The organism is Paenibacillus sp. ICGEB2008, assembly GCF_000307675.1.
Taxonomy (GTDB): Bacteria; Bacillota; Bacilli; order Paenibacillales; family Paenibacillaceae; genus Paenibacillus; species Paenibacillus polymyxa.
Map to the genome: position 1 here is coordinate 93,023 of NZ_AMQU01000029.1, position 23,316 is coordinate 116,338.

Consider the following 23,316-nt stretch of genomic DNA (forward strand, 5'->3'; position numbering starts at 1 on the left):
ATTCCAACAGGGGTACAGACCCCATGAAGCAGGAGGGATGTCATTGAAAGCCTTATTTGAGAAGGAAAAAAACTACTGGAGTCATAAGCTGGAATCTGAGGATCATATCACTTGCTTGCCATACACCAATCATGTGTCCAAGGATACAGCTGCAACGAGTTCTAATTTTCTTACGTACACGCTCACATTTCCATCTGAAATTTCCCAAAGAATATTATCTATAACAGGTGGAGCTCCATGGGCCGTGTTTATGGTTCTGCTGGCTGGAGTTGAGAGCTTATTGCATAAATACACAGGTGAGGAAAGTGTGCTGCTGGGCATTCCAGTAGCCAAGTCTGGCAACAGTACTGCAAAGCCGATTAACCATCTGATTTTACTGAAAAACACGCTGAATTCCTCGACAACCTTCAAAACCTTGCTGTCCCAAATCAAAACTTCTGTCAGCGAAGCAATTGAACACCAAAATATTCCTTTTTGGAACTATACCGAGGGGCTTGAAATTCCACGTAACGAGAACGATAAGCCTCTTATTCACACCACTGCATCCCTGCAAAATATCCACACTTCTTATTTTATGAATCATGTGCAATCTGAACTGGATTTTCAATTTCAATGGGAAAATGCAGTGGTTTCCCTGAATGTGACATACAGTAGCGACCGTTATGACCAGATGACGATTGAACACTTTGTTGAGCAACTAATACGGCTGTACACCGTTGTTTTGCATCAGCCTGAGCTGGAGATTTACACAGCACAAGTGCTGTCAGAGCAAGAAGTGGAGCAACTGGTTCATACCTTCAACGATACAGTTGTGGATTATCCAAGTCATGCGTCCATTCATGAATTGTTCGAGATGCAGGCGAAGCAGGTACCACACCAGGTGGCAGTAGTATCCGGACAAGATAGCCTGACCTATGGAGAATTAAATGAAAAGGCTAACCGACTGGCTCATTCTTTACGTAAGCAGGGAATTCACACCGAGCAGACAGTCGGCATTATAGCTGAACGATCGATAGAGATGATCGTAGGTATGCTCGCGATTCTTAAAGCGGGCGGGGTGTATGTTCCGATTGACTCCGAATACCCGGACGAGCGCGTGCGCTATTTGCTGGAGGATTCCGGTGCCGAAATACTACTTGTGCAGAAAATAGAACATCGGCCCACTGATTTTAAGGGAATGGTGCTTGACCTGAGTGATGCCGCGATTTATGGAACGGATGATGCAGATCGTTACGATCCAATCTTGCCGAATGATCATGGAACAAATACGGATATGGCTGATATGGCATACGTGGACTGCCTAAATCCGTTTTACTCTATTTCCGCCAGTTCCGAACTTGCTTCTACTACAACCACCCCAACAGAAGCTACGCAATCAGAACATGCTAAACCAATACATCCGGTTTACGCAGCTGATCGTTTGGCTTACATTATGTACACTTCTGGTACAACAGGCCAGCCCAAAGGCGTTATGGTGGAGCATCGCAATGTCGTGCGTTTGGTGAAAAATACAAACTATGCACACTTGGATGCGGACACGCGCATTTTGCAGACCGGGTCTGTTGTCTTTGACGCGTCTACCTTCGAAATTTGGGGGGCGCTATTGAACGGTGGACAGCTGGTACTGGTGAGCCAGGATGTCATTTTGGACGCACCTAGACTTAAGGCAGCTGTCCGTAATCATGGCATTACCACGATGTGGCTGACCGCGCCGCTCTTTAATCAGCTTTCCCAGCAGGATTTGGAACTGTTCGAGGGGATACGGGAGTTGCTGGTCGGTGGCGATGTGCTGTCCGTACCGCATATTAACCGGGTACTGAAGGCTCATCCGAACCTGCGGATCATTAACGGCTATGGTCCTACAGAAAATACGACCTTTTCTACTACGCATGCCATTACCGGCGTCCAATCAGAAGCCGTGCCCATTGGCAGCCCGATCCATAACTCAACGGCATATGTCGTGGACCGTTCGATGCAGCTTCAGCCGATTGGAGCGTGGGGAGAACTGCTCGTTGGCGGTGACGGGGTGGCTCGTGGATACTGCAACCGCCCGGACCTGACAAGCGAAAAGTTCATCAACAGTCCGTTTCGTAACGGCGAACGCTGCTATCGAACAGGGGACCTGGTGCGGTGGAATGCGGACGGAACGCTGGAATACAAAGGGCGGATCGACGCACAAGTGAAAATCCGGGGCTATCGGATTGAATTGGGCGAGGTGGAAGCGCAGCTGTTGAAGCTGGAGGCAGTCCGAGAAGCAGTTGTGATTGCACGGGAGGATGAGCAGGGGCAAAAGCAGCTCTGCGCTTATGTGGTAACCCATGCGGATGTACAGTTAAGTGAGCTTCGCAGTGCTTTGAACCGAGAGCTACCAAGTTATATGGTGCCGTCGTATTTTGTACAGCTGGAACAATTACCCTTGACACCTAATGGCAAGGTGGATCGCCGGGCGTTGCCGCGACCCGAGGGAGGCATAAGCTCAGGCGCAGAATATGTACCTCCTCAAAATCAATTACAAGCACAACTGGTAAGCATCTGGAAAGAAGTGCTTGAAATTGAACGTATTGGCATTAAGGATAACTTTTTTGAAGCAGGAGGACATTCCCTGCGGGCGACACATGTCATATCACTCATCCATAAGCAATTGCATAAAAATGTGCAGCTAAAGGATCTATTCCAGCACCCAACCATCGAACAGTTTGCGCAGGTTATTGAAGCACTGGAGCAAACCACCTATGAATCCATCCCTGTTTCGGAGAATAAGCCATTTTATGCGGTATCTTCGGCCCAAAAACGGATGTATATTCTCAATCAGCTTGATGGAGCGGGAATTAGCTATAACATACCCGGAGCCCTGACACTGATCGGTTCACTTGATCATAAGGCACTGGATAATGCGTTCCGTCAGCTTATTGACCGCCATGAAACATTGCGCACGAGCTTTGAGACCATGAATGGTGAACCTGTCCAGCGAGTACATAACGAGGTTCCTTTTCGCGTGGAGTTGATTCATGCCCCCAGAGCTGACCAGAGGGAGACCGATGAGCTGGTGCATGGCTTTGTCCAGCCATTCAATCTTGAGCAGGCTCCGCTGTTCCGGGCTGGTCTGATTGAAATTAGTCCAGAGCATCATATTTTGCTGTTGGATATGCATCACATCATTTCTGACGGCACCTCTATAAATGTATTGATTCAGGACTTCATCCACTTATATGCAGGGGATACGCTTCCGTCGCTGCGTATTCAGTATAAGGACTACGCTGCTTGGCAGCGGGAGCAGCAACAAAGTGAACGCTATCAAGAACAGGAAGACTACTGGCTCAATACCTTCGCAGGAGAGCTGCCTGTGCTGGATATTCCGACTGATTATCCACGTCCGGCGGTGAGAAGCTTTGAAGGGGATGTACTGGAATTTACGCTCGATCAACGGCAAAGCGAAGGATTAAAAAGCATTGCGATGCAGACCGAATCGACTTTATATATGGTGCTGTTGGCTGCCTATACGACTTTGCTTAGCCAATACAGCGGGCAGGAGGATATCATTGTCGGTTCACCAATCGCGGGGCGGCCTCATGCTGATCTTGGCAATCTGATCGGTATGTTCGTCAATACACTGGCAATCCGCAATTATCCGGAAGGCGGGAAAACGTTCCATGATTATGTGCTGGAGGTCAAGGATAACGCGTTAAAGGCTTTTGAACATCAGAATTATCCGTTCGAAGAGCTGGTAGAAAAGCTGGGTGTGGATCGAGATTTAAGCCGCAATCCGTTATTTGATACCATGTTTGCTTTACAAAACCTGGAGCAAACAGAGCAGCAGCTGGCAGAGCTGCAATTAGCGCCTTATCCGAGTGAACAAACGACGGCTAAATTTGATCTAAGTCTGTTCGCGCAGGAGGATGGGGAACAAATTGCCTGCGGTTTTCAATACGGAACCCGTTTGTACAAACGCGAAACCATCGAACGACTGGCTGTACATTTACAGCAGTTAATCAATGTGGTTATCGAACAGCCGGAGATCGCTCTTGCGGCTATAGAAATGGTTTCGACCCAAGAAAAAGAGCAGCTGGTGAAGCAATTCAGCACTACAGAAGTAGACTCTCCGTATCCACGGGATCAATTAATGCATGTGCTGTTCGAGGAACAGGTTGCACAGTCGCCAGATCGACTAGCGATCACCTTTGCGGACACACAGCTCACTTATCGCGAGCTGAATGAGCGTTCCGATCGTTTGGCATGCATCCTTACTTCCCATGGGATACGGCACGGATCCGGAACTCAGATACAGCGAGTAGGGATAGTGGCTGAGCGTTCCATTGAAATGGTCGTGGGCATGCTGGCTATTTTGAAGGCAGGGGGGGCTTACGTTCCTATTGATCCCGAGTATCCGGAAGAGCGCATCCGATATTTACTAGAGGATTCCGGTGCCGAGCTGTTACTGTCACAGCGACGTGAGCAGGTTTCTTTTGAACCAGGTATTCCAGTCATCGATTTGAGCGATGCGCAACTATGGAGCAGTGAATTTGAAGGCTACACTCATACCCATGGATCAGATGCTATTTCAAATGGGGGATCTGCCTTAGATCTTTCGCATGTCATATACACCTCTGGTACGACAGGCAAGCCGAAAGGCGTTATGGTCAATCACCGTAATGTCGTACGATTGGTGAAGAGCACTAGCTATGCCACGCTTGACGAAAATACGCGCATGCTGCAAATGGGTGCAGTTGTATTCGATGCCTCCACATTTGAAATCTGGGGAACGCTGCTGAACGGTGGCCAATTATATGTAGTAAATCATGACACTATTTTGGATGCTGCCAAGTTCAAACAGGCGATGAACAAGTATCGGATTAACACCATGTTCATGACCACGGCTTTATTTAATCAGCATTCACAGCAAGACATTGAAGTGTTTGCATCCCTGAAGGAATTGCTCGTGGGTGGTGATGTGATGTCCGTACCACACGCTAACCGCGTGCTGAAGGAGTACCCGCACCTTCGATTGAGTAATGTTTATGGGCCGACGGAGAACACAACCTTTTCCACCACCTATGAAATTATGGAACCGCAAACTCAAGGTGTTCCCATTGGCCGTCCGATTAATCATTCCACCGTTTATGTGGTCAATCGTTCGTTAAAATTGCAGCCTGTGGGGGCATGGGGCGAACTACTTCTCGGTGGCGATGGCGTGGCACTCGGGTATCTGAATCGGCCTGAGCTTACGGCAGAAAAGTTTATTGAAAGTCCATTCCGGCCTGGAGAATATTGCTATCGTACAGGGGATTTGGTGCGTTGGCGTGCTGATGGCGTACTGGAGTACAAGGGAAGAATGGATGAGCAGGTCAAAATTCGCGGCTACCGCATCGAACTGGGTGAAGTTGAAACCCGTTTGTCCACGATTGCAGGTGTGAAGGAATCGGTTGTGATAGTACGGCAGGACGATCACGGGCAAAAGCAGCTGTGTGCCTATTTTGTAACAGACAGCGAACTAAGCGCTAGTGACTTACGTAACGCTCTATCACAGGATCTGCCGAGCTATATGGTGCCTTCTTACTTTGTACGTCTTTCCAGACTGCCTTTGACGCTAAATGGCAAAGTAGACCGCAGGGCACTACCTCTGCCTGAGCATAATCTCGATACAGGCATGGATTATGTGGCACCTGAAACGGATGTTCAACAAGCACTGGCTGCGGCTTGGGGCGCCATCCTAGGTATTCAGAAGGTTGGGATACAGGATAACTTCTTCCATTTGGGTGGCGACTCCATCAAGGCCATTCAAGTATCGTCTCGCTTGTTTCAGGCTGGATACAAGCTGGAAATGAAAGACTTGTTTAAATACCCGACAATTGCGGATCTAAGTGCTTATATTCAGCCAGTTAACCGAGTAGCCGAGCAGGGCGAGGTTACCGGAAATGTTGTGCTTACACCGATTCAGCGCTGGTTCTTTGAACAGCCAACAGGTGAACCACACTATTTCAACCAATCGGTCATGCTCTATCGGCAGGAAGGCTATGACGAACAGGCACTTCGGCAGGCGCTCCATCAGATTACAACGCATCATGATGCATTGCGTATGATTTTTCGGTCGTCGGAGAACGGATATACAGCATGGAACCGAGGTGTAGATGAAGGCGAACCGTACCATTTGGAGTGCTTTGACTATAGGAACAGTGATGCTATTGAAGGGAACTTGGCGAAGATAATTGAAGCCAAATGCAATGAAATTCAATCTGGTATTTCTCTAAGCGAAGGGCCGTTGATGAGGCTCGGCCTGTTCCGTTGCCCCGATGGGGATCATCTGCTGGTCGCAATTCATCATTTGGTGGTAGATGGAGTGTCCTGGCGCATCTTATTTGAGGACTTGGCGACAGCTTATGAGCAAGCCTCCAAGGGTGAGCAGGTGATTCAGTTACCTCACAAGACGGATTCGTTCCAAACGTGGGCCGAAAAGCTGCACGCCTATGCCAACAGTCCGGCCATGGAACGTGAGCGGGCGTATTGGGAGGAGCTTGCACAAGCGGAACTGGCTCCTTTGCCGCAGGATTACGGACATAACGAGCACGATAAGCCATTGATTGGCGATAGTGAGTCGGTTACTGCTTTATGGACAAATGCAGAGACAGAGCAACTGCTCAAGCAGGCCAATCGTGCCTACCGTACAGAAATTAATGACCTGTTGCTGACTGCGGTAGGAATGGCGTTACAGGCATGGAGCGGAAATGATCGTTTCCTGATAAATCTAGAGGGACATGGACGTGAACCCATTTTATCAGAGGTGGATATTACCCGGACGATAGGGTGGTTTACAAGCCAATATCCTGTTTTACTCGATATGCCAGAAGAGACTGCTCTTTCACAGCGAATCAAACATGTGAAGGAAGGACTGCGCAGTATCCCGCAAAAAGGGATCGGCTACGGCGCACTGAAATATTTATTCGACAGTCAGACACAGGCATCGGAGGGACCTTCAGCCATATTTACGACAGCTCCTGAAATTAGTTTTAACTATTTGGGACAGTTCGATCAGGATATGAAAGGAAACGACTTGCAGTCATCCCCATATGAGGGGGGGATGCCACTTAGCCCGACAATGGCTCGGACATATACACTGGATTTTGGCGGCATCATTTCGGGAGGTCAGTTGGGGCTGACAATTAGCTATAGCCGTACCAGCTACCGACCAGAGACGATTGAGCGATTGGCGAGATTACTGGAATCGAGCTTGCGCGAAATTTTGACACATTGCACCCATAAAGAACACCCAGAGCTGACCCCAAGTGATATTTCCTATAAAGGAATGAGTGTGGAGGGCTTGGACAGCCTGTTATCTGAAATGGGCGCTGCGGGTGAGATCGACAATGTATATGCACTAACCCCGATGCAGAAAGGAATGTTGTTTCACAGCCAGCTTGATAGTCAAGCAGCCGCGAATGACGCGTATTTTGAGCAGGTTTCTTATGATATGCGGGGTCGGATAGACATCGGGAATTTTGCAGAAAGTCTGAATATGCTGGTTCGGCGACATGAGGTGCTACGTACACATTTTTATTTCGGCCGGGATACGGAGCCGTTGCAGGTGGTCTACCGAAATCGGGATTGTGGCTTCTATTATGAAGATTTACGCGAGTTGGATAGCGATACAAGGGGCATTTGGCTGAAGAACTTCAAGTTGGAAGATAAAGCAAGGGGATTTGATCTGCGTCGGGATGTCCTGATGCGTATAGCGATTTTGCGCACCGGGGAAGACAGTTACCATATTGTGTGGAGCTTCCATCATATCGTCATGGACGGCTGGTGTCTGTCCCTAATAAATAAAGAAGTGTTTGAGAGCTATGCAGCACTTCAGGAGGGCAGAGTGCCAGAGCTGGCACCGGCAGTGCCGTACAGCCGCTTTATTGAATGGCTGGAAGCACAGGATCGCAAGGCGGCAACTGATTACTGGAGCAGCTATTTATCCGGGTATGAGCAGCAAACAGCATTACCAGCTGTAAAATCCGGCCGCAAGAGTGGAGGCTATACAGCTAGTGATTGGGTGACGGTTTTGGAGCGTGAGCTTACCCTCCGGGTGGAGGAGACGGCTAAGCGATATCAGGTAACCATGAATACGTTATTACAAACCGTATGGGGAATTGTGCTGCAAAAATATAACAACCACCGTGATGTCGTATTTGGTAGTGTCGTCTCAGGCCGCCCATCGGATATTATCGGAGTCGAGGGTATTATCGGCTTGTTCATTAATACCATTCCCGTTCGCATCCTTAGTGAGGCAGGGGAATCTTTTGCAGAAGTTATGAAGAAAACGCAGGAACAGGCGCTGGCTTCTCATGCGTATGATACGTACCCACTGTTTGAAATTCAGGCATTGACTGACCAGAAACAGGATTTAATTAACCATATTATGGTGTTTGAAAATTATCCGGTGGATGAGCAGGTCGAGGAGATGGAAATTGATGGGCAGGAACTTTCCCCGATTTCCAACGTGGTAGCTCTTGAGCAGACCAACTATGATCTGAATGTAGTTGTAATGCCGGGAGAATGCGTGAAGATTCGTTTTATGTATAATGCGTTAAATTATGATCAAACAGACATTGAGCGTCTGCATGGACATTTTGTGAACCTGTTGGAGCAAACTTTGCTTAACCCAAATGTTCGCGTAGAAGAGCTGGAACTGGTTACAGCGGCAGAAAAACAGCAAATTACTGGAGAGTTTAATGACACTGCCTCTGCCTATCCAGACAATCAGACGATTCATAAACTGTTTGAGGAGCAGGCAGAACACACACCAGATCATATTGCCGTAGCTTTGGATCATCAAACATTGACCTATCGGGAGCTCAATGAGACAGCCAATCGATTAGCGCGTATACTGCGGGATGCAGGGGTCAAACCTGATGAACCTGTTGGCATTTTGACGGAGCGCTCATTGGATATGATTACGGGAACACTTGCCATTTTGAAGGCTGGAGGCGCGTATGTGCCGATAGATTCTCAATATCCAGAGGATCGTATCCGTTATATGCTAGAGGACTCGGGAGCCAAGCTACTGTTGGCTCAGCAGGATTTATTGGATCGGTGCTATTTTGACGGACAGATTGTCAATCTGAATGATGATAAGTCGTACAGTGCAGATGCTTCCAATCCGGGTATAGATGGAGCGAGTAATCATGCCGCTTATGTCATTTATACCTCAGGCTCAACAGGTAAGCCTAAGGGTGTCGTAGTTGAGCACCGAAGTGTTGTGCGTCTCGTCCGCAATACGGATTATGTCCCATTTGATGAATCAACCCGAATGCTGCAGACATGTGCGTTTGTATTTGATGTATCTACATTTGAAATTTGGGGTGCACTGCTGAACGGCGGTCAGCTTGTTCTCTTGCATAAGGATGATCTTTTGGACGCAGCCAAGATGAAAGAGACGATACAGGATCATCACGTCAACATGATGTGGCTGACTACACCGTTATTTAATCAGCTTTCGCAGCAGGATAGTAAACTTTTTGGTGATGTGAAGTATTTGTTGGTTGGTGGTGATGTTTTGTCTGCACCCCATATTAACCGGGTCCTGCGCGATAATCCGCATATGAACATCATTAATGGCTATGGACCAACGGAAAATACAACCTTTTCGACGACATATCACATTACGGAAGAACAGCGAGATTCTGTGCCAATCGGACGTCCCATTTGCAATTCGACGGCGTATGTTGTGGACTCATCATTTAACTTGCAACCGGTCGGAGCCTGGGGTGAGCTGGTTGTTGGTGGAGACGGAGTTGCGCGTGGTTATTTGAATCGCCCTGAACTGACGGTTGAGAGATTTCTTGCTAATCCGTGGGTGGACGGAGATCGCCTGTACTGTACTGGGGACCTTGTTCGCTGGCGTGAAGACGGCATACTGGAATACGCTGGACGGATTGATCAACAGGTTAAAATTCGCGGTTACCGGATTGAGCTGGGCGAGGTGGAGACGAGACTGGCAAGTGTACCTTCTGTACGGGATAGCGTTGTTATCGCTTTGCGGGATGGAGCAGGTCAGCAGCAATTATGTGCTTACTTCACTGCCGATGAACAGCTGACCATCCGTGAGCTTCGAACTGTGATGTCGGCCAGTCTGCCGAGCTATATGATTCCGTCCGCTTTTGTACAGCTGGATCGGTTTCCGCTAACGACTAACGGCAAAATTGACCGTAAAGCTTTACCTGTGCCGGACAAAGCATTGCACACGGGGATAGAATATGTCGCACCACGAACCGATGTGGAGCAGTTGCTGGCAGCTATTTGGCAGGAGGTGCTTGAAATCCCGCAAGTGGGAATCCACGATGACTTTTTCACGTTGGGTGGACATTCCTTGAAAGTACTGGAGCTTATACGCAAAGTTCGTCTTGCTACAGATATTGAGCTGCCCATCCGTAGTGTTCTGGAGTTCTCGACCATAGAAGAGCAAGCGCTCACATTATTGAAAGCCGATCTGGACTACAAGGTCGATAGTCCAATCATCCGGTTGAATGAACACGGTCCGGTTTCCATCTTCTGCTTTCCTCCTATGCTTGGATACGGACTGTCGTTCGCAGAGCTTGCAAAACAACTGGACCAAGATGCAGTTGTGTATGGATTAGAGTTCGTAGATGATGTTACGGATGAGCAGGCAATGTTGGCACGATATGTTGATTTAATCATCAGCACGCAGGCGCAAGGTCCGTATGTGCTGCTTGGTTATTCTATAGGTGGGAATCTGGCGCATAAGGTTGCCGACACACTGGAGCGTCAAGGTCATACTGTATCCGATATTTTAATGCTCGATTCGGTCAAAAGGGCAGAAGCTCTGCCTTTCACAGATGAAGAAACAGAGCAGGAAATTCATGCCATGCTGGAACAGGTTCCCGAATCCTATCGTGAGCTGTTGAATGAAACGTACCAGCGTAAAATGATCGCTTATGCGGTGTATGGCAACCAGCTTGTGAACACAGAAAATGTTCAGGCGAATATTCATGGCTTTGTTGCCGCTGGATCGGAAACGGTGAAGGGCACAGGAGATAATAAACTTTTATGGAAAGATGCTACACAAGGAAGCTATGAAGAGCATAGCTTGATTGGTAATCATTATGAACTGCTGGAACCCGGATTTATCGAAGAAAATGTAAAATGTATCCGTGCCACAATACACAAGATAACCCGGAGCATGGGCAAAGACGTGACACAAGGTTTGGCCCATCATAATTCTTGAAAACTTACAGTCGATGATTTAACTAACTGGAATTACTAATTTTATCTGTAATGCATGAATCCTGATCGAACAGGTAAGAAGCCTTCTGCTTACGCGATTCGATCAGGATTCGCTTTATCATGCGCACTCCCGCGAGGGAAGTGCGATGATTCCATAGCGCCATGCTGATGGCTCCCATACGGAGTGTAAATATCTGCTCCGCTATGCAATCACCGCACGGTTTAAATCATGAAATCAACTTCATAGGTAAGGAGGGTACTTCAATATGAAGAATAGAGGTATTGGCTACCTATCCGCATTCTTAACAACGTTGTTTCTTTGGAATCTGCTCATTAATTCAGCATGGGCAGCAGATAGTATAACACCTAATTCAGTGGAAAAAGCAGTGGACGATATCATGAGTATAGAATTGGAAAAATTGCATATTCCGGGAGCGGCCGTCGTTGTGACCCAGGAAGACCAAATTCTTTTTAGTAAAGGATATGGATATGCAGACCTGGAGCGGAAAATGGTATTCGACCCGGCAAAGACCATTGTTCGTGTTGGCTCGCTAACCAAATCATTTAGTGCAAGTGCCACAATGCAACTGGTCGAGCAAAACAAGCTTGATTTGAATGAAGACGTGAACAGCTATCTTCACAGCTATAAAGCTTCGCAATACCAAAATCATCCTTTTAATCTGCATCAGCTTCTGACACATACTGCGGGATTAGATGAAGCGATATACGACATTAACAGCTCAACTCGCGCAGGCGTTTTACCTACAGAGCAGTATCTCAGCACGTATTTTCAAAATCAGCCACCTATCCGCAAACCTGGAATTCAGTATGAATACAGTAATGTCGCCTTCGGTCTGATCGGTAATATCGTGGAGCAAGTAACCGGTCAGGGACTGAATGATTACTTTCGTACACATCTATTCCAGCCGATGAATATGCCCAGCGCGACACTGGAGTTGCCATTAAATCATCCAGAATTGGCGCAATCGTATCAGTGGAAGCATGGAGCTTATGTGAAACAACCCTTATCGTATATCAATCTGCCGGGAGCAGGAGCGTTGAACGTCACACCCAACGAATTTTCCCACTATCTGATCACTCATTTAAACCAAGGAGAGTATGAGGGCAAAGCGGTACTCCAGCCACAAACGGTAAAAGTGATGCATGCACAGCAATTTGCAGCGGATGCCCGTCTGGATGGCTTGGGCTACGGATTTTTCCGTGGTCAACTGAAGACGGGAGTACCCATGTTGTGGGCTACTGGAGAAATTGATGATTTTATTTCCGAAATGGTACTGATTCCATCCCAAAAGATCGGTATTTTTGTGACCATCAATTCAGCTGACACAGACACCCTGCTTCATGGAAAAGTCATCAATACGATAGCTCAAATGCTGCCCGTAAAGCCACAGGCCGCTTCTCAGTCACTGGCTCGTTCTGTCACGCAAGTGAAGCTTTCGCCAGAGATCGAGGGCGTATATCAGGTGGATACTACTCCTGTTCATGGGTGGGGAAAATGGATTCGGATACTGGGAAGCATTAAATACACCGTTCATATTCAAGATGATCATACGCTAATTGTTAAAGGAAAATACCCGGATCAGAATGAAGCAACAGACAAAGTTTTTCAAGCAGCAGGTGATGGGCTGTTTGTGGAAAAGGGGGGCCAGCTTAAAATTTTGCTGTATCAGGAAAAGGGTACGTGGATGATGATTGCCCCGGATAGTAAGACCATGAAGCAGACGACACTTTGGCACCGTACCTGGACGCTACTCGTCAGCTATGCAGCCGCATCCTTATTTTTCGTCACAACCCTACTGATATGGATCATAAGATATGTGATCAGAGCTATCCGCAAAACGAATAATCACATTTCGTCCAACCTGGCATACATCGCGTTACTAAATACGATTTTTCTCGGGGTACAGGTCGTCTATGGTAACAATCAGATGGTGTATGGCTATTCCGCCTGGTATATCTGGGGAATTTGTACGCTGCCGCTCATTTCAGCACTCATTGCCGTGTGGGTATTGATCGTGAATGGCACCAAGCTGATTACAGGGGAAAAAAGAACCCGGGCTGCCGGGAAAATTGTATTTGCGATACTCACTTTGCTGCATACAGCCTACCTTTTTTATTGGAATTTCCTCCCTTTTCATTATTCCTAAAGATTTACAAAACAACGCATGTCCACACATAAATGAATGCTAACATTTATATTTAGTGCCCCTCTTGAGAGGGGCCTTAAACCAATTAACAGGAGGAATAGAATGGGAATCTTTCGTCGTTTTACATCCCGCAGCTTCAAATACGCAACAGCTATGGTTTTCACTTTATCGTTGTACGCTGGTGTTGTGGGCGGCATGCAACCGGCACGCGCAGAAGGTCCGGCAGACCCGGCCCCTTTCATTGCAGCCAAAGTGGTCAACGAAAACGCTGGTAAAAAAGTGTTGTTCGATAATACACATGGACAGACAGCCGGCGCAGCAGATTGGGTGATTGATGGTGGATTTTCAGATTTTGGCCAAGCCCTTGCAAACAATGGCTACGATGTTCATGAACTTCGCCAATCTACACCTATTACTTATAATGATTTAAAGAATTATGATGTATTTGTGACAGCGGAGCCCAATATCCCTTTTAAACAAAGCGAACAGGCCACAATGGAACAGTATGTTAAAGCAGGCAATAGCATTTTTTTCATTGGTGATCATTATAACGCCGACCGCAACAAGAATCGCTGGGACGGATCGGAAAGTATCAATGGGTACCGTCGTGGTGCCTGGGAAGACCCTGCAAAGGGAATGAGTGAGGAAGAAAAAGGCTCGGCAGCGATGCAGGGCGTGGTTAGCTCAGATTGGCTGGGTAACCAGTTTGGTATACGCTTTCGCTACAATGCATTAGGCGATATCACGGCTAATCAGATTGTTGAACCTGCCCAGGCGTTCGGCATTACAGCAGGAGTGAGTAATGTGGCAATGCACGCAGGATCAACATTGGCGATTATTGACCCGACCAAAGCCAAGGGAATCGTATATCTGCCTAAAACCAATCAGGCTTGGGGGAATGCAGTAGATCAGGGCGTTTATAACGGAGGTGGTATAGCGGAAGGACCTTATGCAGCTGTAGCAAAAGTAGGTCTAGGCAAAGCTGCTTTTATTGGGGATTCATCTCCTGTTGAAGATGCAACGCCGAAATATCTGCGTGAAGAGACAGGAACCAAGAAGACAACGTATGACGGCTTTAAGGAGCAGGATGACGCTGTGTTACTGGTCAATATCGTCGATTGGTTGTCCAAGAAGGAGGAGTATACCAGCCTGTCGGATGTAAAAAACTTACAGCTAGATCAGCCGACGGCATTGCTGTCTTTTGAAGCTCCTCAGGCTTCCACGGAACCGCAAGCCGAGCCTTGGTCCGCTCCTGCAGCCGGCTACAAATGGTGGGATCAGCGAACGTTCAAGGCCGGCTCCTATGGCGGACTTACAGCCAGTGCGCAGCCTGTGTACAGCATCGTTCGGCAGGAGCAACTACCGAATGCACAGCCTTTTCAAATTCGCATAGTTGCCGACCAACTGGCTACCCATAGTACGATTAACGGATTCAGCGCAGGTATTTATGTAGCGGGCGGCAATCAAGTAGCCCAGATTCAAAATCCGGATGGAAGCTGGCCGACCTCTTACGGTTATAGCGGAACATTTAGTCTGGAATCCGACAGCAAGGGGCATGCCTATAGGGACCTGACGGTGCGGATCAAGCCGGGTACCAGTGGTGCAGCTAATCTTAGGCTGAGACAAAACGGCAGCAACCTGCTGACCCAATCCGTCGTGCTGGCAGATGTCCCAGCCCAGCCGTTGCCTGAGGATGGCAATACAATTCCGGCTCGAATCAGTGTTGCAGAAGCACGGAATCTTTCGGCTGGCAAAGTTGTGACCTTAGAGGGTGTTGTGACGACAGAACCAGGGGCTTTTGGCGGTCAAGCCTTTTACATGCAGGATGAAAGTGGCGGCATTTATGTATATCAAAACCAAAGCGGCTTTCACCAAGGTGATCGAGTAAAGATTACAGCAAGTTTGGCACTGTACAATGGTGAAGTCGAGTTGACTGATGCAGTGGCTATTGAAAAAATGGGAGAAGGACAACTTCCGCAAGCTGTGCAAGTCACCGAGCTCAGCGATGCGAATCAAGGACAGCTGGTTGAGCTTCCTACTGCCATTATTCGTAATATAATAGATGCAACTCCTGTAGGTTCGTTTGAATTTGATGCAGTAGCGGGTGAGGTTAGCCATCATGTGCGAGTTGATGCACGTACAGGCTTAACACGGACATCTTTTCCGTATCAAGAAGGACAGCAAGTGAAGCTGAAGGGAATTTCGGCGGTTTTCAAAGGAAATTATCAGTTAAAGCCGCGCGGACTAGATGATTTTTCAGCTCAGACAGGCGCAGCTTTGCAGGAAGTAGAGCTTTCACTGGATCAAACAACATTTAACGTTGGGGATACAGCAGCCACACATCTCAAGGGTACGCTCACAGATGGCAGCCAAGCTGATTTAAGTAATGCCTCTGTTCAGTATATCAGCAGCCATGAATCCGTTGCACTGGATACGTATGGAGAGCTTCGGGCCCTAAAAGAGGGGAGCGCCGAGATTACAGCGAGCGTCACCTTGGACGGTAAAACGGTCGTATCCAATCCAGTAACCGTTAGAGTCGAGAAAAACACTGTAGGTGAAGTGCCGGGTAAACCGGTGCTGTCTCATGATAACGCTCAGGACACCGGACTGAAGGATGGAGACTACAACATCACCATGAATCTGTGGTGGGGCACGAATGGTGATGAACTCAAGTTGTATGAAAATGACAAGCTGATCGCGACCCAATCGTTGCAAGCGGCTTCCCCTGAAGCACAGCATGCAGTCATTTCTGTTACAGGCAAGAGCAATGGAACCTACACGTATACTGCTGAGCTGATCAACGCTTCCGGTAAAACGGTCAGCGACCCGTTAACTGTCGAAGTGATCGATGCTACTCCTGGCATACCGGTGTTGTCTCATAACAATTGGGATGGTGACGGCAACTATACCCTGACAATGAACATGTGGTGGGGTACGAATGCAACCCAATACAACCTGTATGAAAATGGAGAGCTGATCGACACGCAGGATCTGTCGAGCCAAAGTCCGCAGGCCCAAAGTGCTGTGACCAACATCCAAAATCAAAAGCCGGGTATATATGAGTATCGGGCCGAGTTAGTCAATGCTGCAGGAGAGGTTTCCAGTCAAACCATAAGTGTAGAAGTGAAGGAACGTTAATTCGAAATAATGAGCCGTTAAAAAGGAAGAGCATCTATTGACCTCGCGAGAGTCTATAGATGCTCTTTTTTGCGGGAATTAGCATTTTAGGATTGGGTTGGCGAAGCGGAAAGTCCCTCTATATCTGAGGAGCCATAGAAGATCATGGCAACTAGAATCACAATAATGATAAACTCTGCAAAAGATTCTCCATCAAACTCACTCACCACAACTATCTCCTTTCGCCACCTGTTAATTATTTATTTTCTGCGAAAAGGCTTGTATCACCTGATCCAACGTCATATTGCCGTTATCATTTAAAAATTTCACCATATTGTCGACATTAGTAGGGGCAGATGCTAATGTTTTGTATTTTCCTGTGAGACCTAAAAATAATGTTGCTTGTCTGTATAAAGTCACGGAATCGACGTTTAGTTTTCCTGTTAGTAGGAGGGCTGCGACTAGGACCTCTACATTTTTTCCTTGAAGTGCTGAAAAGATAGCCGAATTACTGTTTAATCCATTTTTCTTTTGACCGTTAGGGGGGGATTTGGATTTGCGATTCCCGTTCCCATTGCCATTCTTTCCTAAGGAAGCCATTGAATCCTTCCTCCCGCCATACACTGCTCCTGCCTGATTTGCATGAAATTTGGGACAAGGGCAGTGGCACTGCACGTGCTCATTAAAATACGTTATGATCATACGATATGCGAACAAGAAAGCTTTGGTTACCATATGGATCACAGTGGTCGAAGGTAGCTGATTGCTATTTCCTGAATTTCTTTTCGCATGTTGGTCCAATTTAGAGTAAACTACAATAAAGCAAGCTAAATGAGCATTTTGCATCAATTCCAGGAGCTTTATCCAATTAGCAATAGATGGACCCTAACGGTTTAGCTCGTATATATTGTACCTTCGAGTATTGAACTTGAATTATGCAAAGTGCTGAAATAGGAGTTGAAATAAGACCATGTCGAATGAAGAAGTATTGTTAACTAAAGAGGGATTAGCCAAGCTGGAGGAAGAGCTCAAGGAACTGAAGACAGTAAAACGCAAGGAGCTAGCCGAACGCCTCAAGTTGGCCATCAGCTATGGAGATCTGAAGGAAAATAGTGAATATCACTCAGCCAAGGACGATCAGGCGTTTATGGAAACACGAATCATGGTCTTGGAAAAAATGTTGACCAAAGCTCGGATAGTGGATGAAAGTAATCTGGATCTTAAAACGGTCAGTATCGGTTCTACTGTTATTCTGAATGACATCGAATTTTCGGAGAAGGTGGAATACAAAGTTGTAAGTCCTGCGGAGGCAGATGTTCTGGACAACAAAATTTCCTATGAGAGTCCTTTAGGTAAGGCACTTTTGGGGAAAGAAGTGGGCAGTATCATTCATGTCGATGCACCTATGGCTGTAATCAAATATGAGTTGCTAGAAATTAAGCTCACTTAGTCCATTCCCGATTCCCTTTATAGGGGGCCGGGATTTTTCATTTCAAGCTATTTACATACCATCCCTGCGGAGTGCATTTGCACTCCACAAACTGGAAAGGATTTTTATTGCTTTGCTATCGTATTAAGATCAATCTGTCATTAGGAAGCCGGCTTGCTCCAATGCAGCACAGGCATCATTAATTTTATCTTCATCCGACGCATGCAAGGTATGCAGGTGGATGCCTCCGGTCAGCTGGGACAAATACGTGGCTTGGGTGGAGCTGATCTTACGTATAAAATCGTCCACTTCTTTGCGAGTTCCGACCCGTATTGGAGCAGTCAGATCTCCATATACTGGATGTTCAACTATAACATCCTGCACACTGACACCGTAGTCTACAATTAGCTTTAATTCTTCTTCTGTTTGTTCAGGTCGGTGATTACACACAATAATACGAGAGGCTAAGGGAGCGGCTTGAGCCGCAGGTTCCATATAAATGTATCCTTGACTCGTTGCAAGTATAGGCTCTTGGCTTGCTTTTAACAGGGAAATATCTTGTACAATTACTTGTCTGGAAACGGAGGACCTGCGTGCCAGCTCGCTCCCGGTCAGCGGTGACTCGCTTTTGAGCCACAATAGCAGCTGTTCGCGGCGATCCGTACCTGACCGTTTTAAAGATTCAGTCAACGGGATAAGCTCCTTTCTTGTCGATGCGTCAGGTCTGTCAAAATATCTACCAGTACATTCAATTCCTCGATGGTGGTTGTCCTGCCGAAAGAAATACGGATAAATTGTAAGGCTTCACGTTCAGATGCTCCAAGTGCCTGTAAGGCAGGTGAAGGATCGTGATGTCCGGCGGCACATGCGCTTCCGGTAGATATACAGACACCGCTACGATTACATTCCAGCATAACATATTGTCCCTCGTAACCGTGAAAAAAACATCCTACAATATGATGAAGCACTGCTTTTTTTTTCGCTTTCCTCTACGACCCAACGTAATGGAATGGATCTTTCCTGAATTTTCGTAATAAAGTATCTTCGCAGGGTAGCATATCGCTCCTGATGCATCTCCATCTGTTCCGTCATCATTTCTGCCGCTGCGACAAAGGCTGCAATCCCAGGAACATTAACTGTACCAGGACGAAATCCGTTTTCATGCAGTGTATCAGGATACAACGGACGCCATGGGGTTCCGGGTTTGAGATATGCAGCACCGACACCTTTGGGGCCATATACTTTATGGCTTGATATAGAGAGTGCATCCACTCCCATGGCTTCTACATCTATGTGAACATTCCCAAATGTTTGTACCGCATCACTGTGCAACATAATACCACGTTCGTGAAGCAGGGGAGACAAGGCAGCAAGATCCTGAATCAGCCCTGTCTCCGAATTGGCGTGTTGTATCGATACGAGCCCGGTGTTGTCTCTAAGATGGGGTACAAGAACTTCACGGGTTATTCGTCCTTCCCGATCCGGTTGTATAATAGTTAGCTCATAGCCCTGATGTTCTAGCAAAGTAGCAAGATTATACATCGAGTGATGTTCCAAAGCGCTCATAATCCAATGCTTTTTGTCTGGCGGCAGCCCGTTCAGGATTGATTGCACGACCACCATATTGGATTCTGTGCCCCCTGATGTAAAATAGATGCCTTCCTTTTGCCCGCCAATCATTTTTGCCATTCGTTGCCTGCTGTAATCTAGTGTGTAGGCTGCTTGACCGCCCGCATCATGGAGGCTGCTGGCATTTCCGAACATTTCCTTATTCATTACGCTATATATATGCAAAGCTTCGTCACACATGGGTGTGGAAGCGGCGTAGTCCAGGTAAATCACAGCAAATCCTCCCCGCTTAAAAATAATTCCATTCCAAAAACTCTTGAGATTATTGTAGGCATGTGTAAATATAGGTGTCAAGACACATGTAAATATGTTTTGTACACATAGCGGTTATCTATTCGTGAGCGAGGGACAGTCAGCCGCAACGATATGGAGGGAATCTAATGTCTATGCTAGACGTTTTACAAGGAAATCGTGGACTTATGCCAGAGCATTATAAAACACTGACGGTTGCTGACATGGAGCAACGCGTAGCCGAGCTGAAACAAAAATGGGGCTCAAAGCTGCTCATTCCGGGCCATCACTATCAGAAAGACGAAGTTATCCAATTTGCTGATATAACAGGAGATTCTCTACAGCTCGCTCAAATGGCGGCACAAAATCAGGAAGCGGAGTTTATTGTGTTTTGCGGGGTTCATTTTATGGCGGAGACAGCGGATATGCTGACTACCGACCGGCAAACCGTTGTTCTGCCGGATATGCGCGCAGGCTGCTCAATGGCAGATATGGCGAATATGGAGCAGACGGAACGAGCGTGGAGGCATTTGCAGGAGTTGGTTGGTGATACGATCATTCCGTTAACATATGTAAATTCCACAGCAGAGATTAAAGCCTTTGTAGGACGGCATGGCGGGGCTACCGTGACTTCTTCGAATGCAAAGCAGGTGCTAGACTGGGCACTGAAACAAAAGGAACGTATTTTATTTTTGCCGGATCAACATTTGGGACGCAATACAGCCCATGATCTTGGAATTCCGCTAGATGAAATGGCTGTATGGAATCCTATGACCGATCAGTTGGAGACTGAACGAAACCCGGCAACCGTAAAAATCATTTTATGGAAAGGGCATTGTTCAGTTCATGAAAAATTTACGGTAGATCATATTCGCAACGTCCGTGAACGCGATAAAAATATCCGAGTCATCGTTCATCCCGAATGCTCTTATGAGGTTGTACAACTCGCAGATTGTGCTGGCTCCACCAAATTCATCATCGATACGATCTGTGCGGCAGAGCCGGGAACCCGTTGGGCCGTTGGCACAGAGATGAATCTCGTGCAACGAATTAGACAGCAGTACCCTGAACAGCAGATTGAATCGCTCAATCCCGATATGTGTCCTTGTCTGACCATGAACCGGATCGATCTTCCGCATTTGCTGTGGGCAATGGAACAGATTGATCGGGGAGAGCCTGTAGGCGTAATTCGTGTGGATGCTCAGATCAGACAGGACGCTGTACAGGCACTGAATCGTATGCTTGCTATACGTTAAGTTTTACCGTTACGTAGAGCGTACTTTCTTGTGTAATCCGACCTCTATCTCTATTTAAAGATTAGTCGATTGTCCGGTTTCGTGCTATAATTGTAGCAACATACCGAAGGAGGTGAATCCCTTGTTTGAGCTTCAGGACCTACTCCCCTATTTGCTTACGATCGGCTTGCTGTGCACTGTGACTTATACGTATCTTGCTCATTTGCATGGCAGCGTAGCTGAATGCTGGGTCGAAGGCGGCCCCGTTCGCTCGCATGCTTCTCCACTGATGCCGATGTCTGCCCGCGGACAGGACATGCCTGTCCGGCTAGCACGTCACATTCGGCGGAAGGAAGCGCCAGATGAAGATGCTTCCGATTGTTCCCCCTTGTTGAAAAATGGCACAGCCAATCAACGAGGAGGAACATATGAAACGATTCAAGGGATTCACTTTTTGGGGTAAACAAGAACGGATATTGGGTTTAATCGTAGCGTTGGCGGTGGTCATGCTGCTGTCTGGTTGTGGTGCGAATGCTGCGGAGATTAATGCACAGACACCTGGTTTTTTTAATCATTACGTGGTATTCCCACTTTCTTGGCTCATTCAGCATTTGGCGGAATGGTTCGGTGGAAGTTTTGGGCTGGCGATCATGACTTTGACATTCATTGTCCGTCTGGCCTTATTGCCGCTAATGATGCGTCAAACGCGTGCCCAGCAGGGTATGAAGCGCAAGATGAGCGCTATGCAGCCCGACTTGGACCGAATTAAAAAGAAGTATGAGAATAAAAAAGATACCACCAGCCAGCAGAGTATGCAGCAGGAAATGATGGCGCTGTACAAAGAGCATCAATTCAATCCGCTCAATATCGGTTGTCTGCCTATTCTCATTCAGCTCCCGATTTTAAGCGGTATGTATACTGCCATCCGACTCACGCCGGAGTTGGCGTCTCATTCCTTCTTATGGTTCCGGCTCGGACAGCCGGACTGGATTCTGGCAATTGTCGTCGCAGTTGTATACTTGGCACAGGCTAAGCTTTCTCAGCAACAGATGACGGCTGACCAGCGCAAGCAATTTGCTATTATGGGTTATCTTTCACCGATTATGATGGCGGTCTTTTCCTTCAACGCTCCTGCGGCCATGCCTTTATATTGGACCGTAAGCGGCACCTTTTTGCTGCTTCAATCGCTGTGGTTCCGCAAACGCTATCCAATTGAAGAAGCAGAGAATAAGATTAAACTTGGTGAAGTCACGCCAACCTAATAAGAAGATGCTATTTGTTTGACATAGAATTGTGTTAGCAGTGTCTCACATGCAATGACAGATGCCATTCGAGCCAATAAGGCTTGAGTGGTGTCTTTTTTTTGTGCTGTTTTTTTCACTATATTTTGCTTGCGGTTTTGTAATCATTATGAAATCCTTATATCAATATTCATAAAGTTAGGAGAGACTAAATGGAAAATTCAACAACCATTGAATGGTATGAAAATCAAATAAGGGAAGACGGCTGTTTTTGCATGAGAAGCATGCAAAAAGCACCGGGATATGTACAAAAACTAAATTGGACAGAAAAAGAATTCACTCAAAGTTTGACTTACATACAATTGAGAAAAGACAATAAACCAGCAGGATTTATAGAGTATGCATCGGGTGAACAAGCATGGAGAGCTGTTCATGCGGATGGATATCTAGTAATTCATTGTATCTGGATTGCTGTAACCGGCTTGGGATTAGGCTCACAGCTTATTCAACGCTGCATTCAAGATGCTATTACGTTGGGGAAGAAGGGAGTGGCAGTCGTTACAAATATAGATACCTCCTGGGCGCCAGGTCCCGAAATTTTTCTGAAAAACGGATTTCGGCATGTGGAGGATGCTCCATATTCTTTTCAGTTGTATGTTTATAAGTTTAATCAAGAGCATTCAGATCCTTATTTCCCTAATAATTGGGTTCAACGTCTGGATCATTTTAGTGAAGGCTTAACCATTTTACGAACTCATCAATGCCCTTATCTGGAAATAGCCACGCACAATGTGATTGAAGCAGCTGAGACTGTGGGGATACAACCCGAGATTATTGATATACGAGATCGTTCACAACTCATGGAACTGTCTCCGACACCGTATGGCGTATTTCATGTGATCTGTAATGGGGAATTGATTTCATATCACAGGATGACTCCTCGTTCTTTTGCCAAAAAGCTAACCATGCTTTATTCTAAAAGCTAATTTTTTTATGAAATGATACAAGAAAAGTGGGTAAAGTAAATACATGGACGATGTGAA

11 protein-coding genes and 1 pseudogene are annotated in these 23,316 nt (G+C 46.8%); 8 read left to right on the forward strand and 4 right to left on the reverse strand.

Annotation, left to right across the window (positions count from 1 at the left end; genetic code table 11):
* Positions 1 to 43 precede the first annotated feature (43 nt).
* Complete coding sequence (locus tag C400_RS0123975; RefSeq protein ID WP_026065510.1) at positions 44 to 11,224, forward strand: non-ribosomal peptide synthetase; 11,181 nt, start codon at positions 44 to 46, stop codon at positions 11,222 to 11,224.
* 22 nt (positions 11,225 to 11,246) lie between these two features.
* Here the strand turns inward: C400_RS0123975 and C400_RS28280 are convergent, their stop codons facing one another.
* Positions 11,247 to 11,387 carry a hypothetical protein gene (locus C400_RS28280; RefSeq protein ID WP_164965038.1) on the reverse strand — a complete coding sequence of 47 codons (141 nt, stop codon included), beginning with the start codon at positions 11,385 to 11,387 and terminating at the stop codon, positions 11,247 to 11,249.
* A gap of 102 nt (positions 11,388 to 11,489) precedes the next feature.
* Here C400_RS28280 and C400_RS0123980 point away from each other — a divergent pair, with 102 nt between their 5' ends.
* The gene (locus tag C400_RS0123980; protein WP_017428490.1) at positions 11,490 to 13,391 is read left to right on the forward strand and encodes a serine hydrolase domain-containing protein; all 1,902 of its coding nucleotides are present in this window, start codon (positions 11,490 to 11,492) and stop codon (positions 13,389 to 13,391) included.
* A 102-nt stretch (positions 13,392 to 13,493) separates the two neighbouring features.
* Positions 13,494 to 16,529: a chitinase N-terminal domain-containing protein gene (locus tag C400_RS0123985; RefSeq protein WP_017428491.1), complete on the forward strand. Its 3,036-nt coding sequence runs from the start codon at positions 13,494 to 13,496 to the stop codon at positions 16,527 to 16,529.
* Between the two features lie 231 nt (positions 16,530 to 16,760).
* Here C400_RS0123985 and C400_RS0123995 read toward each other — a convergent pair whose 3' ends face one another.
* Entirely contained in the window at positions 16,761 to 17,108 is a 348-nt protein-coding gene (locus tag C400_RS0123995) for a hypothetical protein (RefSeq protein WP_016818941.1), read from the reverse strand.
* 370 nt (positions 17,109 to 17,478) lie between these two features.
* Between C400_RS0123995 and greA the strand changes: the two genes are divergently transcribed.
* Positions 17,479 to 17,958, forward strand: a complete 480-nt coding sequence (greA, locus tag C400_RS0124000) for a transcription elongation factor GreA (protein WP_013371005.1) — start codon at positions 17,479 to 17,481, stop codon at positions 17,956 to 17,958.
* Between the two features lie 129 nt (positions 17,959 to 18,087).
* Here greA and C400_RS0124005 read toward each other — a convergent pair whose 3' ends face one another.
* Both C400_RS0124005 and C400_RS0124010 read right to left on the reverse strand, forming a co-directional pair.
* Positions 18,088 to 18,627, reverse strand: a complete 540-nt coding sequence (locus C400_RS0124005) for a transcription repressor NadR (RefSeq protein WP_016818943.1) — start codon at positions 18,625 to 18,627, stop codon at positions 18,088 to 18,090.
* A pseudogene (locus tag C400_RS0124010) lies at positions 18,624 to 19,779 on the reverse strand (IscS subfamily cysteine desulfurase). Before C400_RS0124010 ends, C400_RS0124005 begins: the two are co-directional and overlap by 4 nt.
* Positions 19,780 to 19,946: 167 nt before the next feature.
* Between C400_RS0124010 and nadA the strand changes: the two are divergent.
* The 4 genes from nadA to C400_RS0124030 all read left to right on the forward strand — a co-directional run bounded on the left by nadA (position 19,947) and on the right by C400_RS0124030 (position 23,259).
* Positions 19,947 to 21,053 (forward strand): quinolinate synthase NadA, encoded by a 1,107-nt coding sequence (gene nadA / locus C400_RS0124015; RefSeq protein ID WP_017428492.1) that lies wholly within the window; start codon positions 19,947 to 19,949, stop codon positions 21,051 to 21,053.
* A 112-nt stretch (positions 21,054 to 21,165) separates the two neighbouring features.
* Positions 21,166 to 21,495 (forward strand): hypothetical protein, encoded by a 330-nt coding sequence (locus C400_RS0124020; RefSeq protein ID WP_232795424.1) that lies wholly within the window; start codon positions 21,166 to 21,168, stop codon positions 21,493 to 21,495.
* A complete protein-coding gene (yidC, locus tag C400_RS0124025; protein ID WP_016818947.1) occupies positions 21,461 to 22,294 on the forward strand; it encodes a membrane protein insertase YidC in 834 nt (277 codons plus the stop codon). Before C400_RS0124020 ends, yidC begins: the two co-directional genes overlap by 35 nt.
* Before the next feature lie 191 nt (positions 22,295 to 22,485).
* Positions 22,486 to 23,259, forward strand: a complete 774-nt coding sequence (locus C400_RS0124030; RefSeq protein WP_017428494.1) for a GNAT family N-acetyltransferase — start codon at positions 22,486 to 22,488, stop codon at positions 23,257 to 23,259.
* The last annotated feature ends 57 nt before the right edge of the window (positions 23,260 to 23,316 follow it).